This is a genomic window from Terriglobales bacterium, assembly GCA_035487355.1.
In the GTDB taxonomy this organism is placed as follows: Bacteria; Acidobacteriota; Terriglobia; order Terriglobales; family Acidobacteriaceae; genus QIAW01.
Genome location: DATHMF010000058.1, coordinates 1 through 15,941, shown reverse-complemented (window position 1 = coordinate 15,941; position 15,941 = coordinate 1). Strand labels below are relative to the sequence as shown.

The 15,941-nt window shown below is 54.3% G+C and carries 15 protein-coding genes and 1 tRNA gene; 9 read left to right on the top strand and 7 right to left on the bottom strand.

Features of this window, described 5'->3' with window-relative positions; translation table 11 throughout:
* Window positions 1-89: 89 nt before the first annotated feature.
* Complete coding sequence (locus tag VK738_11550) at window positions 90-887, bottom strand: lipid-binding SYLF domain-containing protein (protein ID HTD23282.1); 798 nt, start codon at window positions 885-887, stop codon at window positions 90-92.
* Window positions 888-925: 38 nt separating this feature from the next.
* A complete protein-coding gene (locus VK738_11545) occupies window positions 926-3,067 on the bottom strand; it encodes a SpoIIE family protein phosphatase (protein HTD23281.1) in 2,142 nt (713 codons plus the stop codon).
* 377 nt (window positions 3,068-3,444) lie between these two features.
* Here VK738_11545 and VK738_11540 point away from each other — a divergent pair, with 377 nt between their 5' ends.
* The 4 genes from VK738_11540 to VK738_11525 all read left to right on the top strand — a co-directional run bounded on the left by VK738_11540 (window position 3,445) and on the right by VK738_11525 (window position 7,993).
* On the top strand, window positions 3,445-4,179 hold the full coding sequence (locus VK738_11540; GenBank protein HTD23280.1) for a GvpL/GvpF family gas vesicle protein: 735 nt from the start codon (window positions 3,445-3,447) through the stop codon (window positions 4,177-4,179).
* Between the two features lie 674 nt (window positions 4,180-4,853).
* Window positions 4,854-5,138, top strand: a complete 285-nt coding sequence (gene gvpJ / locus VK738_11535; protein HTD23279.1) for a gas vesicle protein GvpJ — start codon at window positions 4,854-4,856, stop codon at window positions 5,136-5,138.
* 34 nt (window positions 5,139-5,172) lie between these two features.
* Window positions 5,173-7,356: an ATP-binding protein gene (locus tag VK738_11530; protein HTD23278.1), complete on the top strand. Its 2,184-nt coding sequence runs from the start codon at window positions 5,173-5,175 to the stop codon at window positions 7,354-7,356.
* A 259-nt stretch (window positions 7,357-7,615) separates the two neighbouring features.
* Window positions 7,616-7,993: a response regulator gene (locus VK738_11525; GenBank protein ID HTD23277.1), complete on the top strand. Its 378-nt coding sequence runs from the start codon at window positions 7,616-7,618 to the stop codon at window positions 7,991-7,993.
* Window positions 7,994-8,100: 107 nt separating this feature from the next.
* On the opposite strand, the gene VK738_11520 is transcribed toward VK738_11525, so the two are convergent.
* Window positions 8,101-8,301 (bottom strand): hypothetical protein, encoded by a 201-nt coding sequence (locus VK738_11520; GenBank protein ID HTD23276.1) that lies wholly within the window; start codon window positions 8,299-8,301, stop codon window positions 8,101-8,103.
* 106 nt (window positions 8,302-8,407) lie between these two features.
* On the opposite strand from VK738_11520, the gene VK738_11515 reads away from it, so the two are divergent.
* From VK738_11515 to VK738_11500, 4 genes are all read left to right on the top strand, one after another.
* On the top strand, window positions 8,408-9,241 hold the full coding sequence (locus VK738_11515) for a hypothetical protein (protein HTD23275.1): 834 nt from the start codon (window positions 8,408-8,410) through the stop codon (window positions 9,239-9,241).
* 78 nt (window positions 9,242-9,319) lie between these two features.
* Window positions 9,320-10,255, top strand: a complete 936-nt coding sequence (gene trxB / locus VK738_11510; protein HTD23274.1) for a thioredoxin-disulfide reductase — start codon at window positions 9,320-9,322, stop codon at window positions 10,253-10,255.
* 230 nt (window positions 10,256-10,485) lie between these two features.
* On the top strand, window positions 10,486-10,806 hold the full coding sequence (locus VK738_11505) for a hypothetical protein (GenBank protein HTD23273.1): 321 nt from the start codon (window positions 10,486-10,488) through the stop codon (window positions 10,804-10,806).
* A gap of 63 nt (window positions 10,807-10,869) precedes the next feature.
* Window positions 10,870-10,944, top strand: a tRNA-Glu gene (locus VK738_11500).
* Window positions 10,945-11,000: 56 nt separating this feature from the next.
* On the opposite strand, the gene VK738_11495 is transcribed toward VK738_11500, so the two are convergent.
* Window positions 11,001-11,648 carry a hypothetical protein gene (locus VK738_11495; protein HTD23272.1) on the bottom strand — a complete coding sequence of 216 codons (648 nt, stop codon included), beginning with the start codon at window positions 11,646-11,648 and terminating at the stop codon, window positions 11,001-11,003.
* 230 nt (window positions 11,649-11,878) lie between these two features.
* On the opposite strand from VK738_11495, the gene VK738_11490 reads away from it, so the two are divergent.
* Window positions 11,879-12,676, top strand: coding sequence for a hypothetical protein (locus VK738_11490; protein ID HTD23271.1), 798 nt, complete (start codon window positions 11,879-11,881; stop codon window positions 12,674-12,676).
* 75 nt (window positions 12,677-12,751) lie between these two features.
* Here the strand turns inward: VK738_11490 and VK738_11485 are convergent, their stop codons facing one another.
* The 3 genes from VK738_11485 to VK738_11475 form a co-directional block, all read right to left on the bottom strand.
* Window positions 12,752-13,690 carry a hypothetical protein gene (locus VK738_11485; GenBank protein HTD23270.1) on the bottom strand — a complete coding sequence of 313 codons (939 nt, stop codon included), beginning with the start codon at window positions 13,688-13,690 and terminating at the stop codon, window positions 12,752-12,754.
* Between the two features lie 37 nt (window positions 13,691-13,727).
* Window positions 13,728-15,164, bottom strand: coding sequence for a glycoside hydrolase family 28 protein (locus VK738_11480; protein ID HTD23269.1), 1,437 nt, complete (start codon window positions 15,162-15,164; stop codon window positions 13,728-13,730).
* Between the two features lie 224 nt (window positions 15,165-15,388).
* Window positions 15,389-15,941 (bottom strand): hypothetical protein (locus tag VK738_11475; GenBank protein HTD23268.1); only part of this gene is annotated, 553 nt, incomplete at its 5' end.

Genomic DNA, 15,941 nt, shown 5'->3' with positions numbered 1-15,941 from the left:
CGACAAACATTCAAAATACTTGGTTTTCTTCCCAATTTGACCCTTTTCACTCGAAAAGTGGGTGTTCGGATACCGGTGTACCAGAAGAGTTACCGGACCGGAGCCCGGTCCGCCAGATTGCTCGGGGACAGCTTATTCAGCGTGGAAACCATGAGGTCTCCCGCTGCGGTTACGGTGACGGCCTGTTGGCGCACGATCTCGCTGGCGCTAACCTTGCGGCCATAGATCTTTTGGTTGGCGTCGTTATCCTGTCGCAGGGTTGCGCCCTCCAGGGAAACGCCCGCAAATAATCCGCGCGAACGCGCATAGGTGAAGATTTCGGCATGCATGGAGGGATCGCTGGAAGCAGAAGCCGCCCTGCCCCTGGGGCCGGCTGTAGCGACAGCATCGCTGCCCAATTTCACCTTGCTGCGCAACACCGAATCCACTCCGCGCGGATTCATGATCAGCAGGACAAAATCTGTGGACGCACCACCCACCTGCAATCCGATGCTGCCTGATTTGAGCGTGTACAGAGAAGGCGGGCTCCAGGGACCATTAAACTTTTCTCCGGTGCGGCAACTCAAGGCCCCATGACCGGAACTGCCCCCAATGCCGATAGCAAATTTTTTGACGGAAGGAAAAACCAGAATGCACTCCGCCTTGTTGAGCAGGGGTTGCGGGATATAGTCGGGCATGTTCAGGATTTCTTTTAACACGGTCCCGGCCTCCTGCAGGTGACGTTGTTCATCAGGAAGCATGGGCGTGGGTTGAGGCGTGGGTTGAGGAGTGGCCGTGGTCTGAGGCTTATTCTTCTCTTGGGCCTTTTTATCTTTGCTCTGCTGGGCGAGAGCAAAAGAGCAAAGTGCAACTGAAATCACAAACATCCAAAAGCAGAATTTTCGCATGGGTTTGCTCCTATCCTACATCTCCTACATCAATTCCATCAAAGCGCACGCGCCAGGACCAGGGTCACATCATCGGGCTGCTCAGCAGCACCCATCCAGTCCACCACGGCGGCAGTCACTATTTCCGAAAGCCGCGCCAGAGGCAGTTGCTGGTTCGCCTGCAAAATCTCCAGCAGGCGGGCTTCGCCAAATTCCCCGAACTCGTTCTCCGGCTCGGTGACGCCATCGCTGTAGGCCACAAACAGGTCCTTGGAATGCAGCTCGACGGACTTTTCTTCATAAGACATGTTGTCCAGCAGCCCAACGACAGTACCACCGGCCTCCAGCCGGCGAACCTCGCCATTTGCACCCAGAATCATCGGGGGAAGATGACCGGCATTGCAATAGGTAAGTTGCCGGTTACTGCCATCAAAAACACCCAAAAACATGGTTGCGTATTTTTCCGTCGGAGTGCTGCGGAACAGATGGCGGTTAAGCAGCCACAAGACCTCGCTGGGCGAATGAGCTGCGTTGCCGTTTGTCGTGCTCGGGGCATCCGCGGTTGCTAGTCCCCCCTTGTGCCTGCTGGCTGCTGCGAAGGCGGCGGTGGTCAGCCTGGCGTGACTGGGAAGCCCTTCAAATTCGTATACCCTCACGGCAGAGTGAACTGTAGCCATAAGCAAGGCGGCCGAAATACCCTTGCCGCTGATGTCGCCCACTGCAATTCCCATGCGCTCTGCGCCAAGCATAAGAAAGTCATAGTAATCTCCACTGACTGTACGCGCCGGACGGCAAACGCCGTGCACTTCCAGCGAAGCAATCTGTTGATCCAGCTTGGGAAAAAGCTGCCCCTGCACCTCTTGTGCGATGGCCAATTCGCTTTCGAGACGCTGTTTTTCTTTTTGCTCGGCAATCAGGGCTTCCAGCGACGTAGTCATGGAATTGAACGAGGTTTCGAGCGCAGCCAATTGGTCACGCGTTTTGACCTCGATGCGATGATGAAAATCGCCCTGGTTAACGCGCTCGGTGCCCTTATAAAGCGCAGCCACCGACCGGGTAATGGTGCGCGTAATGCGCAGGCCGATGATCAGAGCGACGAGCTCGATAAACGCAAACATGACCGCAATTCCAAACAACGCGGTTTTAATTCTTGTTGCGTATTCACTGGACGTCAGGAATAGACGCGGATAGAGGACTGATGGCCGGGTGCTTACAACCATGAACAGAGTTTCGTTCCTGCCTGACGGCCAGTTCACTATGGGGAATGGATTGGGAACTGAAACATCATGGTCCAGGAAATTAATCGCAAGCGGGATGCTTCCGCCACGTACCTTTCCTTCTGGACTATTCATATCGAAGACGAGCTTTTGAGTGCCGTCTGCGTCGGTGACCACGCGACCGGTGGCGAGGATAATTTCGCCCAGGTTCCTGCCGATCCGAGAAAGCTCCCTGGCATCCACCGGCACGCCTGCCTGCACCGTAAGAACATCGTTGCCTACCGGGGTCAGCGTCACAGTTCGCAGATGCAGAGTGTGGTCGTCTTCCGATACCAATCCGCCATACTGGCCTTTGATCCAAATCGGAGGAGCTGAACCGCGTCGTGTACTCTGTGCGCTGAAGATTTCACTCTGTCCTTTGAAGGTGGCCGTAACCTGCAATCCAGGAAAATCTTTGTACAGCGCAGCCAAGTTGTCTTGCAAAATGCCGGGTTGCGATAAGGGAAGACCGTGACGAGCGGCATCGGCTAAACGTCCGGCTAATTCGGCATTGGCGTCCTGAAGATTGTCTATCTCCGTGTGGATGTCATGCGAAGCCAGGACGATCGCGAACTGGGCCGCGATCAGATAGCCACCCAACAGAACGATTGCCGCAATCAAGCCGACCGGAATGACTCCGATGAAAAGATAGGTCACGATCAGCCGGTTGCGCAGGCGCCACATTAATGTGTTGCGCAGCCAGCGTACGGCAAGAATGCCAAAAAGTATGGCATTCACAAATGTTAAGAGAGCAATCCAGCCGCCGAGTGCCGACTGTGCAGCAACTGGACCGTTTTCCGGGCGCGCGGCCAGCAGGATCAACCATCGAATCAGTACCAGGAGCAGGTCCATGCCTAGCATCAGCAACGAAAAATAGGCCAGGCGGCTCTGGGGCAGCAGGCCCGACGCCGCAAGCTTTCGCCGGATGTAGCGGAGAATCTCCATGACCGGAACTATACCCGATAAATTATACGGTTGAGGTTAGAGGACTGTGGAAATCGAAACTTGAAAACCTCAATTTTAATCAAAGTTTTCAAGTTTAAATAAGTCATTTATTATCAGATGCTTAGATTTTAGAGTGGGGGTTTTGGCAAATCCCTTGTTCTGACCCCCGGTCATGCTGGCTGAGCCGCTTCCTGGCTGGTGATGCGAAATTTTCCCGAAGAAATAGCTGGGCGGAGCAGGGTAAAATCGTTCACGCATGAACTATGGCAACTGCAAAGACCAGTAAGCGCAAAAACAAAACGGCAATCCAAAGGCGGAGCAGAAAAAACTCGGGCAAAAGAGCACGAGGCGCCACAGGCAATCACAATAGAAGCGCGTTGGGCACCTCGCTGTATCTGTATGGAATTGCGCCGCTACGGCACAAGTTTGAGCCGGTGCACCTGGAGGGAGTTGACGGGACAGCACTGGTCGAGCCGCTGCTTTGCGCCGGCTTTACCTGCTGGATCAGCCGTGTAAGCCGCAGTGGGTTCGCAGAAAAGATCTCCTCGAATATGGAAAATCTCAACTGGCTGGCGACGGCCGGCGTGCGCCATCAGCGGGTGGTGAGCGAGCTGGTGCGCCGCGGCCCGGTCTTGCCTGCGCGCTTGGGCACGATATTTCACAGTGAAGAGCCCTTGGCACAAGACATAACGGCACGCAAGCGGGCGCTGCTTAAATCCCTGCAGCATGTCACCGATGCCGACGAGTGGGGTGTTAAAGTTTTTCTGGAACAGCAGCCCCGCGGGCTAGGCGCCAGCTCGGGCCCGGATTACCTGCGCCGCAAAGCGTCTGCCCTGCATGACGAGATGCAGCAACGCAGCCGGCCACGTGCGCTCTCGCTTGAAGTACAAAAGCTGGCGGCTGCACTGGACCAGATTGTGCTGGAGACAGCAACGGCGGGCAAGGTAAGCGGCGGACAGCCGGGGCTCGAATGGCAGGCTTCCATCCTGTTGCCGCGCGGACGGCAACAGCAATTTAATTCCATCATGGAGAATTTTTCCCGCCAGTGGCAGTTTCAGCGACGTATTGAATTCACCGGCCCGTGGCCGCCGTACTCGTTTGTGAAAGTGTAGGAGCAGTTGCCAGTGGCCGGTTGCCCGTTGCCCAGTGTTAAAAAAGTTTTGAACTTTGGCAAAGTACGTGTGGGCAGCATGCCCACACGACAGCTGGCGAGACGCCGGCGCTACACCGCCTCTGGGTTGATGCAACTCCGGCGGAGGGGGCGGAATCCAAGGCTGCGGAGGGGTACTGAGTCTTGGCGTGCTTTTCGTTAATGCCCCGGGTAAAAACCTGATTTTTTCAAGCAAGTTATACGAAAAAATAGGTGTGGCTTGCGTTGACACGGAGCAGCAGCGGCAGTAGCATTCCTTAACGCAAGTTTGTGGCAGGTTAGCAGCGCGATTCGAGGTTGGTAGGATTTTGCAGGACGCGCAATCGAAAGGGTACACGCCCACCACTCGGTTCGCGATACTTCATTTAAAGCAGTACAACCTACTATGGAATGGGTCCCTACTGTTTCCGGAACAACGAACCTGATAGACATCCTCGACCGCGTATTCGACAAGGGTCTGGTGAGCTGGGTGAATATTTTTACCGCAGGGGCTAAAGCCCGAGACATTTCATGCTTTACGGCCCGACTCAAGTCGTGCCCTGATACATGTATCGCGGGTTCCTGCGAAAAGTATTTATGACTGGTTGTAAAGGTTAGGGGCAGTGCCAGGGGAGTTCGTGAGCACTGGAGGAAAACATGGCGGTTGAACGTGTACCAGGCGGTTCCAGTCTTATTGATGTACTGGATCGCGTGCTCGACAAAGGCATTGTGATTGACCCGTGGGTGCGCATCTCCCTAGCCGGTATAGACCTGATCAGGGCAGAGGCGCGGGTGGTGGCCTCGATTGATACATACCTTAAGCACGCAAATGCCGTCGGCCCGGTGGGACTGGTTGCCTGTCCGCAACTCTCGGAAGAGACCCCAGCGCCGCAGGTGATTGAAACTACAACGCGCCTGCGCCGGACTGCTGCGCGCAGATAAGAGTTGAATCCTTGTGTCCAAAAGTTCTCGAAGTATGGCAACTCCAGAAATGCGCGCGCAAGCTCCGCAACTCGTGCCCAAGAGCGAACGCGATCTGATTCCCGAAAGGGGTCGGGCTGCTTTCCGGCTGCTTTCCGCTGAACGCTCCGACGAGATTTATCCCATCCTGATGGAAGAGGTGGTTGCACTGGGCTTTCCACGCGCCCTTGTGGTCGCGCTCGATATGGAGAGCGGTGAAATCAAGCCGGTCGCAGCCATCCACTGCAGCCAGAGTTACCTGCAGAAGTTCACCACCGCCCTCTGGCAAGGAGAGAATTCAATTGTGGGCGTTCTGCGTTCCCTGAAGCCGGCGGTGGTCCCCAAGGCCGGCACCAACGGGCGCTCTATCCATTGCCATCCTGTGCTCTTCAAGAACCGCAACGCTTGCTGGGAGGCGGAGCGCAGAAACCGGTCCTGCCTGGCCGTGCAGAACTTTCTCAAGCCGGGCGCCCTGGAAATTTCTGAGCAAGTGTGCCGCACCTGCGAGATGCGGGCCTACGCCGGCGCAGTCCTGGTGGAAATGCCGGCGCAGGTGAGTGAGCGCCAGATGAGCGATCTGCGTTCGCTTATCGAGACAGCCAACGGACATCTCTCCCGCTTGTTCAAGGTGGACCACTACTACAATCGCATGCGCGACAACGACGCAATCATCGCGCAGATGCAGACCCTGCTGCAGAGCATGGCCGACCCGGTCATCCTGACCGATGCGCAGCACAGGGTGATTGCACAGAACTGCGCTGCCGAGCGCTTCTTCAAGCTTCCCGAAAAAGAAGTCTCCGAGGGTGCGGCGCGCGCAGTTGAACTCAACAACCTTCTGTTTTCGGCTGCACTCGCTTCCATGGCAGTTTCCGGCAGCCCGAATTCTTCACGCGACCTGACGCTGATTGACATTCACGAAGGTGAAGAAGTTCTATTTGAAGCCGTCACCACGCCGAGCTTCAGCCGCGATGGACAGCGCAGCGGGCTGGTCACCGTAATGCGCGACGTTACCGATCTGCGCCGCGCCGATCAGGAGTTCCGCGCCAACATGGAGCGCCTGCAAGATGCACAAGAGGTGGTGCGCCAGGACCGCGACCTGATGCACATGGTGATTGAGAACGTGGGCGATCCCATCATTGTGGCCGACGGCTCGGCCCGGGTGGTGATGCTCGATTCCCTCGCCCAGGAGCTATTTGGCCAGATGCGCCAGACCAGGGACGGACCGATTCGCCTGGGCACGGTTGATCCGCGCATTGTGAACAACCAAGTGAAGCTTGATGCACATCTGCAGGCATTTACCTTCTCGTTTGCTACCCGCCAGGAGGGCTGTCTGCGTCTCTATTCACTGGAGAACAAGGGCGAGGTTGATTACGACACCCGCTCGGGCAAGATTTATGACAAGCGCGGACAGGTCTCTTACACCATTACCGTGCTGCGCGACCTTTCAGCATTTCGCAAGCTGGAACAGTTACAGATGACAAGACGCATGATCGAGATGGAAAAATTCGCCGCCACCGGCCGGCTGGCGGGAACCATTGCCCATGAGGTCAACAACCCCATGGAGGCGATCAAGAATGCCATCTTCCTCATGCAAGGGGTAATGAAGCCGGAGGCCCAGCCCATCTATGAGATCCTGAAAAGCGAAACCGACCGCGTGGCGCGTATTGTGCGCCAGATGCTCGGCCTCTACCGGCATTCGGAGCAGGTGTGCGCGATTGACGTCAATAGCGTGGTGGAAGATACTTTGACGCTCTTCTCGCGACAGTTGGAACGTTCGGGCATCCGAATTGAAAAAGACCTGGCCACGCTGCCTGTGATCGTGGGCTCTCCTGACCAGTTCAGGCAGGTGGTTTCAAACCTGGTGATCAATGCCAGAGACAGCATAACCCCGTCCAGCGAGTGCGAGGGCAGCGCTTCGACGCGCCCGGCGGTGCTGAAGGTGCGCACACGGCACTTTCCCGCGTCCGATGGAATCCATGGATGGGCGCGCCTCACCGTGGCCGACACCGGAACTGGAATTCCCAGCGAGATCCTCAAGACGATTTTTGAACCCTTTGTTTCCACCAAGGGCGAAAAGGGCACAGGCCTGGGATTGTGGATTGTGAAAGGCATTATTGAGAACCACAGCGGCAAGATGCGCGTAAAAAGCATACTGGGAAAGGGCACGGTTTTTAAGATTGATCTTCCGGTGGTTCGATAGCAGTCCACGGCACGTCGGGACAGGTTGCCGGTTGCCAGTTTTTGGCGACGGATAAACAAGAACCAGCCGTTGCCCTCCGAAAGCTGTCATGAAACCGTTCTAAAGCAATTCCAGAATTGGTGCATCCGCGCGGCACCGGGGCTGAAGCCCATTTGCTTGGCATCTCAACGCGGGCCTAAAGGCCCGCTCTTCCACCGTAGTGGATACAGTAATTGTGGAATCGCCTATAGTTTAAAACGGTATAGAGCAAGTGTTCGCCATGAACAACAAACCATCCATCCTGGTCGTGGATGACGAGGCGGCTGTCCTCTTCACTTACCGGATGATTCTTGAACAACAAGGCTACGCCGCTACCGCGGTTGGAAGCTGCAAGCAAGCGGTCAGCGAGGTGCATCGGCAGAACTTCGACTTGCTGCTGTGCGATCTCTCGCTGGAAGAAAAACGCACGGGATTCGAAGTCTTTGATGCAGCACGGGTGCGCACTCCCAATGTTCCGTGCGTGCTGCTCACGGGATACGCCTCCAAGGAAGCCGTGGACCGGGCCGACCGGGAAGGAGTTGCGGTGCTTTTTAAGCCCATTGATATTGATGAATTTCTCTCGACGATTGAGACATTATTAAAGAACCACCATGATTGAAGAATTGAGTCATTGAAGAATTGAGTAATCGGGTCATCGAATCATTGGGTCATTGGGCGAATTGAACCCAATGGATCAATCATCCGATGACCCAATGACTCAATATTTTAGATTTCCGGATAAAAATCGAAAAATGCTTCCAGACTTGTACGCAATTGTTTTTCAATGTCTTCCTTGCTGCCTTCGAGCACGTGCATGGTAACGTGCGCCTCGTGTCCGTTCTTGAGTTTCACCGGAGCTTCGCCAACTTCGACAATTTCATCGGCAGGGAGCAGCCGCATTCCGTAAACTAGAATCAAATTTGCCATAGATCAATTGTAGCCCGGATTAAAGCGGCTGCCAGTTGCCGCTCCCAGTCGCCTGTTTTCTGCCAGCGATGGCGGGGAATCACCGCAGAGGCGTGGAGAAGACCAAATGCCAGTTGAGAAACTGCTTTTCCATAGCCAGCCGGGCTGCTGGGCGAATACAATCTTGTTCGTGCTGAGGAAACCTTTATTGCTTCTCTCTTTTTTCCTGGCTGGACTTGCGGGCGCGGCAGGATTTGCGCAGCAGACGGCCGAGGGAACCAAATCACAGGTCAAAATCAACTATCTGAATGTGTGTTCACCTTCAGAAACCGAAAAGCAGGAGTTGAGCACCGCACTGGAGCGCTTGCCGGCAAAGATCCATTTTGCGCCTGATTTTGAGATATCGCGCGGGCGCACGACGATGACCGAAGCGCCGGCGGGGCTGAGTTCCGTGCTGGGATCCTCGCAGGTGGTCAGCGGCGAGAGTGCACCTTCCAACTGGGTGCGCATACGAAGAGAGTTTCCGCCGGATTCCCCTTTTGTCAGCGTGCAATACTCAATCAGCGTAGACTCAGGTGGGATTGTAGAGACGCTGGTTTTCCGGTCGCGCGAAATGAAAGACGTGATCCAGGTTTCGATGGAAGACAAGGTCTCTGCGAGCGCAGATCCTGCCCAGGTATTAAAGTCCGATACGCCGGTGGACCATGTTCGCATCGAGCGCTTCGGCAAATCGTCAGTGGCGCTGGCGCGCTGCCCGGAAGCTGACCAGCACGCGTATGATCCGCTGTTTCAGCAAGCCTCGGCCATCTTGAGTCACTACCGCACGGCGCTGAATGTGCGCACCACCGTGCCTACCGACCTGCGCCGGCTGGGAGTGGGTGAAAAAACAAATAGCCCGGAAACCCACAAGCCGAAAAGCACGAAGCCTGGGCTGCCCGCTCCGCCGAGCAAGCAGCCTTAGGCTGGGCACGAAACCAGTTCAACGAACCTTAAGATTTGTGACTCTGAAACTTTAAAGAAAAGTTGGAATCCAACAACTATGCATGATTCTGTTCATAACACAGTGATTCTCGGCTCGGGATGCTCCGGGCTGACCGCCGCTATTTATACTGCACGCGCCAACTTGAAGCCGCTTGTCCTCGAAGGACATGAACCCGGAGGCCAGCTTTCACTCACCACACTCGTGGAAAATTTTCCCGGCTTCCCCGAAGGGATTCAGGGGCCAGAGCTGATTGAAAACATGAAGAAGCAGGCCATTCGCTTCGGCGCCGAGATTGAACTGAAACATGTTGTCTCCGCCGACTTGAACCAGAGGCCTTTTGTGCTGAACCTGGGAAAAGAAACGCTGCGCACCCGCACCCTGATCATCGCAAGCGGAGCCAGCGCGCGCTGGCTCGGACTGCCCAGCGAACAGGCACTGATTGGATACGGCGTTTCTTCCTGCGCCACCTGCGACGGCTTCTTTTTTTCCGGCAAAGAGATTACTGTGATCGGCGGTGGTGACTCGGCCATGGAAGAAGCCCTGTTCCTGACACGCTTCGCGACCAAGGTCACTCTGATTCATCGCAGCGAAGCTTTTCGCGCATCTAAGATCATGCTGGAGCGTGCGCGCAGTCACGAGAAGATCCACTTCTTGCCGCATACCGTGGTTGAAGAGGTGCTCGACGTCAGCAAGAAAGAAGTAACGGGCCTGAAGTTGCGCAACGTCAAAAGCGGCGAGTTGAGTACGCTCCCCGCGAGCGCCATGTTCCTGGGAATTGGCCATATTCCCAATACCAAAATGTTTGACGGGGCCCTGGAGACTGATAAAGATGGGTATCTGGTTACGCGAGATTATGTCCATACCAAGGTGCCGGGCGTTTACGCTTGCGGCGACGTCCAGGACCGGCGCTACCGCCAGGCTATCACCGCTGCCGGCACCGGCTGCATGGCTGCCCTGGAAGTCGAAAAGTTTCTGGAAGAACAAGGGCACTGAAAATCGATTCATTTTGGGACTTGACTTCGGCGGCGCTTATAATTGTGGCTCTGCCGCATCTGGCTGCTGTCCCGTTTTGGTTTAACTAAATTTCTTGCAGCTTTGAGCAATTTGGATTAATATTCTTTCTTACCTCCTCCTTTGGGTTTCAGCAAATCTTTATTCTTTTTGGCGCGGACTGCAAAGCGCGCGCTGAGTCCCTGTAAATTCCAGAAACGGAAAGTTCCAAAATGGGCAAACGCCGCGAACAACGCACACCAATAGCACTTCCTGTGAAGGTCATCATCATGGACCAAGACAAGCGCCCGAAGACCGAAATGGCATGCACGCTGAATGCGAGCCCGCGCGGCGCACGGCTGGGCGGCGTCCGGAGCTCAGTCAAGCCCGGCGATGTCGTAACCATTCAACGTGGCAAGGAAAAAGCCATCTACCGCGTAGCCTGGGTCGGCAGCCGCGAACTTAAAACCGAAGGCCAAGTAGGCCTGGAGTGCGTTGAACCCGGCGCTTCCATCTGGGGCATTGATCTGTGGGCGGGCGAGGATGAGCGCTAACAAGGGACGCAGCAATTCAGCTCAGGCTGCATTGCTGTTATAATTTTTTTTGTCCCCGTGAGTGGCGCTATCGTCTAGGGGTTAGGACGTGAGATTCTCAATCTTAAAACACGGGTTCGATTCCCGTTAGCGCTACCAAACCTTCTTTTGGCGGTGTTTGTGTCCGCACTCCGTTGAAAACATTCCCCACATCATCATTGTGCTTCAAAACGGTAAGCTTCATATAAATATTCCGACTCTGAAGCCTTTTTAATGAGTTCGAAAGCAAACTGCCCAGACAGTTTTGAGAATTTTGCCTTACAAATAATCACGGCATGAGTCCCTGCCGAAAAATCCTTTGCCCCCTGCATCTTTACAGCTTCCAAGTCAGCCGCGGTGACTGGAGTCACTTCCACGCTTACCACAGAGTAACTCTCGAATTCACCAAACATTTGCTTCATCTTTTCAAGTTGAGTCTTGTCCATCTGCTTATGATCGTCGCGCATCCGGTCCGCGACCTCTTGTGGCACTCCGCTGAGGTCCATTACGCTCTCCGGAAAAGAAAGCTCTTGTAGTTTTCCAACATCGTTTGACTTAACCGCCTGAAAAAACTGGTCGAGGAACCTCTGGCAATCACTTGGAACAGCCACGCCCTTATTGCACCCAGCGCAAAACCATCCAAACAATAATCCGAGCATTGCAATACGTGCAGCGTTTTTTGTGCGGTTGTTCACGACGTTTTCTCCGTTCATGAGTGTCATATTGCCACAACAACCATCCGAGGTCACTCGCGATCTTTGGAAATCAACCTTCAAAGAGCTGTTGAAAGACAATTGAAAAGGCTGATTTTGCTTCTCACCCATTGGGTCCAGGACCTCCAAGAACTTGGCCTGCCTTTAGCGACACAAAATTCATAAAGTCATAAAAAAAAGACGCCCTAGCTGAAACGATTTCTAAAGTCAGTTCACCTACTAGGCCTTGTCTGTAGCAGAATAAAAATTGGCATCCCCCCATCTGAACAAGCCTGCTTCCACGTACTTTAGTTGCTGGGCCGGCAAAGCGTGTTTTTAGTTCCAATTGATGAGGAGAAAAAATGAAGCTTAAACTATTGATTGTCCTGACTTTGGTTTTGTCGGCAAATATGGGCTTTGCCCAAACCACAACCTGTACTGCACCTCTATATTTACCCGCAACCGGCATTCACATTCAAAATTTCCTGAGTGGGGCCAGTATTACCTATTGGTACGCCGTATTCGGTTATGCCGGACATTCCTATTCGCTTGAGACGAAAGCCCCACAGTTGACAGACACTGGCATCTACGTGGCAGCGACTACCGTGTACAACTCTACGGATACACCGTGCACTACGCCGTTGACAGACACCCTGACTGTGAACGGCAACACCTTTAGTGATCCGCTCCTGTCTGGTTTTTCTGATCGTCGCCGCACCTGGATTGCGCCTGCAACAGGAATCTATGTTGTTGGCATTACCACCGGGACCACAGGAAACATACTGCTTGACCTGCACGTTCTTGATACTACTTATTACAACCCGCGCTGGAGCACATTCACCGGATTCCTTACGCAATGGGGCTTTAAGAACACCAGCGATCAAGCCTTGAGCTGCACCTTGACCGCCAACGATACCTTGGGAGCGCCACCGAATCCTCCGGCAACGATTAGTTTTACAATCCCGGCCGGCAAATCAGTTTTCAAGATCATCGGCAATGGCGCGGGCTATGATATCAATTCTGGTCCGCAGCATGGCGGCGATGCGGTGCTTGCCTGCGATGCACCGCCGAACACAATCAAGGCAGACGCCTATTTCATCAATGGCAGCGGCAGTGTGATCGTGCCCTCGTCCTTTGAGCCACGCCGTGCAGATTTTTAAGCAAAACGCCGTTCTTTTGGCCGGAATTTAAGTGTCAATTCCGGCCTTTGCTTTTTGAATAAGCAAGGCTGCACTTCAGTTGTAATGAATTTTGTCTTGCAGGTAGGGCGTCAGCGATCGGCTTCGTGTCTTGTCAACTGAGGGTTTGAAGGATTTAGGATTCAGGATGGAAGCAACGTGAACCATAAATTCGCTTACCGTACCCAGCAATGTCTCCGCTTCTTTTAATGTATGGGCCGGTTTGGGAGTCATGGCAGCATCTCCCCAAGCCGTTTTCACGGTCTCCAGCAGCGCGACCATTTCGGCATAGACTTCTTTCTTCTTTTTTAAAACTGCAGTGCTCTCCGGCATTCGGCTGATGGCCCTATTCATCTGGTTTAATATCTGCTGCCAGCTCTTGTTTTGTATTTTCTGGATCTTCAGTTTGGGACCTATTTTCTGCAGCCCGAAATCCATGATCCGCATGAGATGAAAAACACAGGCCGTCCCCCGTCCCGTGGCCAGGCAGTTCCCCGCTTCCACCACGTCGTAAGCAATCTCCGGATATATTTCAGCTACGAGCTGAGCAAAACGCGGGTTCTTCCCGTAGTAGTGCGGCTTTTCCACGCGAACAAAAACATGATGCGCGAGCTCTTCCGCCAGACTGGTTTGCAGTTCGATGATGGCTTGACCGTAGGTGCGAACGTTATGAAAAGAGCGCAGCTCTTTGATCAACCGGCGAACGCAGTTTCCGGTGTCACGCAGGCCTAACTGATCGCAATGCTGTTCTATTTCCTGGAAGGACGGCAGCACTAAGTTAATGGCCTCGAGGGGAATCGCATCGTCAGAGTCTGCGGACCTTCCTCCATACTCAACCAGAGTACGGACGTACTCAATGCCTCGCACCAGCCGTACGAATTTGTCTCCGTAGAATCTTAATATGGTTAACAGGCTCGACGGCCGATAGCGCCAATGATGAGGCGGCTCGGCCACTTTGTTGAGCTGATAATCCCCCAGCTTGACCATCAGAGACATGCTCTCTTCCCTTCGATTTGCAAGCGTTCTACCCATTTCAGACCGAATCCAGTAGTTTGCCGTTCACGTGCACGTCGTGAAGGAAAAGATCTTTCACATTCTCAAGAACGTTAGATTTGGCTACTCGATTGAAGTCGCACTCAACCAGGCGGACATTTTCAATAGGTGCGTTTTCGAAGCCGCGCAGGTACAGCGCATAGTCTGCCTTTTGCACTTTGATATTACGAAGCTCAATGTTGCGGGCAACCGGCGTGAACGTGCCCGACTTGCCTTCCTCGTAGAAAAAGTCTATAGAGAGGCCGGCCATCGAAACCTGGCCGACTTCGATGTTCCGCGCATAGATGTTTTCCAGCACTCCGCCGCGCATGGCATTGTTCTTGAGGCGAACGACGCTATACAGATGAGGGCTATCCATCTGGCAGTTTTCAGCGAAAACGTTGCGCACGCCGCCTGAAATCTCACTGCCGATGCTCACCCCGCCGTGCCCGTCTTTCATGCGGCATCCCTGGATGACGATGTTGCGCGAGGGTGTGTTGGTCCGGCGGCCATCGGCGTTCCTTCCCGACTTGATAGCAATGCAATCATCACCGGTGTTGAAGAAACAGTCTTTGATCAGCACGTCGGTGCATGATTCCGGATCACAACCATCGGTGTTCGGGCCAAAGGCGCTGATGTTGAGTCCGCGCACGGTGACGTTGGTGCAGAGGCAGGGATGCACCTGCCACATCGGCGATCCGAGAAGCGAAACGCCTTCGATCAGCACATTCTTGCAAGCATAGGGCTGAATGAATTGCGGCCGAAGATAGTGCCCCGGCCCGAAGATGCGCTCGCTGACGGGCACTCCTTTTTCAGCCATGTCGTGAAGCCGGTTGCGATCATCTTCCTTGTTCGGATCACCCTTCTTCCAGCCACAATCCGCACGGCCAGTCCAAGGCCACCAATGCTCGCAATCGGCGTTGCCATCAATCGTACCTTCACCTGTAATAGCGACGTTTTCCTGCTTGAAGGCATAAATAAACGGCGAGTAATTCATCAGCTCGGTACCCTCCCAGCGCGTGAACACCAGCGGATACTTGCTGGTATCGTGCGTGAAGCGAATAGTCGCTCCCTTGCTGACGTGAAGATTGACGTTGCTCTTCAGCTCGATGGCGCCGGTGAGGAACTCGCCCGCAGGCACAACCACCCGGCCCCCAGCGGATTGCACGCACGCGGCAATTGCCTTCCTGAAAGCCTCCGTGTTGTCGGTCTTGTTGTTGCCAACCGCTCCGAATTTCGTAATGTTAAAGCTGCGGTTCGGGAATACGGGTGGTTTGATCCGCTCGAGGATGGCCGGGAGTTGGTTCCAGGGGTCTTCTAATGAGTCTGCATCCGGTAAGAATGATTCCAATGCGCTGCCGCGCAACAACGCAGGGGCAGCAAAAAGCGCTCCGCCAGCCAGCAACGACATCTGCAGCAATTCACGGCGATTCTTCATATGACTTCCTTCTGAATGTGCGGATTCCAAGACGTTTCAAAATGTAAAACTGTGCAATGATTGTGTCAATCTCAAAGATAGCAACGATATGTTTACATTTGTTAAACGATTGGAAGGCGCGGCATGCTGCGTCTCTACCAAAGGAAATTCCGCCGGAGAATGGTTCCCCGGCGGAGGTTGTTTAAAAACTGCGGTTTGAACTTCAGCTCATGGCAATCATGAGCCTAGTTGACTGTGGCCGTGCCGACATTTTTCTGTGAGAGCACTGCCCCGGTGGATGAGTTCGTCACCAGCCCTACCACCGTGTAGGTCCCTGTCGCCGCAGGCGTCCAATTAAGAGTGTCACTGTCGGTTTGTCCTCCAGCAACATCTTCGTTGGCATCCGTCGTCGAGGCCACCACCGTTCCGGATGAATTCACAACTTGAATGGTCAGGTTGGCGGTCTGATGACCGCTCGCGAGGTTCGTGAAAACCACGACCACGCCGGTTCCGGTTCCCACGTGAGTGGGACTCGGGCTAATGCTGCCGAGTGCGCTGGTCCACTGTCCCGGAGGAGGCGTTGGTGTCGTAGTTGGCGTCGGTGTCGGAGTTGGCGTCGGTGTCGGAGTAGGTGTCGGCGTAGGTGTAGCTGTGGGTGTGGGTGTCGGCGTCGGAGTGGCAGTGGGAGTTGGAGTTGGAGTTGGAGTCGGCGTTGGATTTGTATTGATCTTTCCTACTCCAGCACCGGCTGTCACTATGCTTGGAACCTGCGACGCCGGATCAAGAGTGTAACTGTAG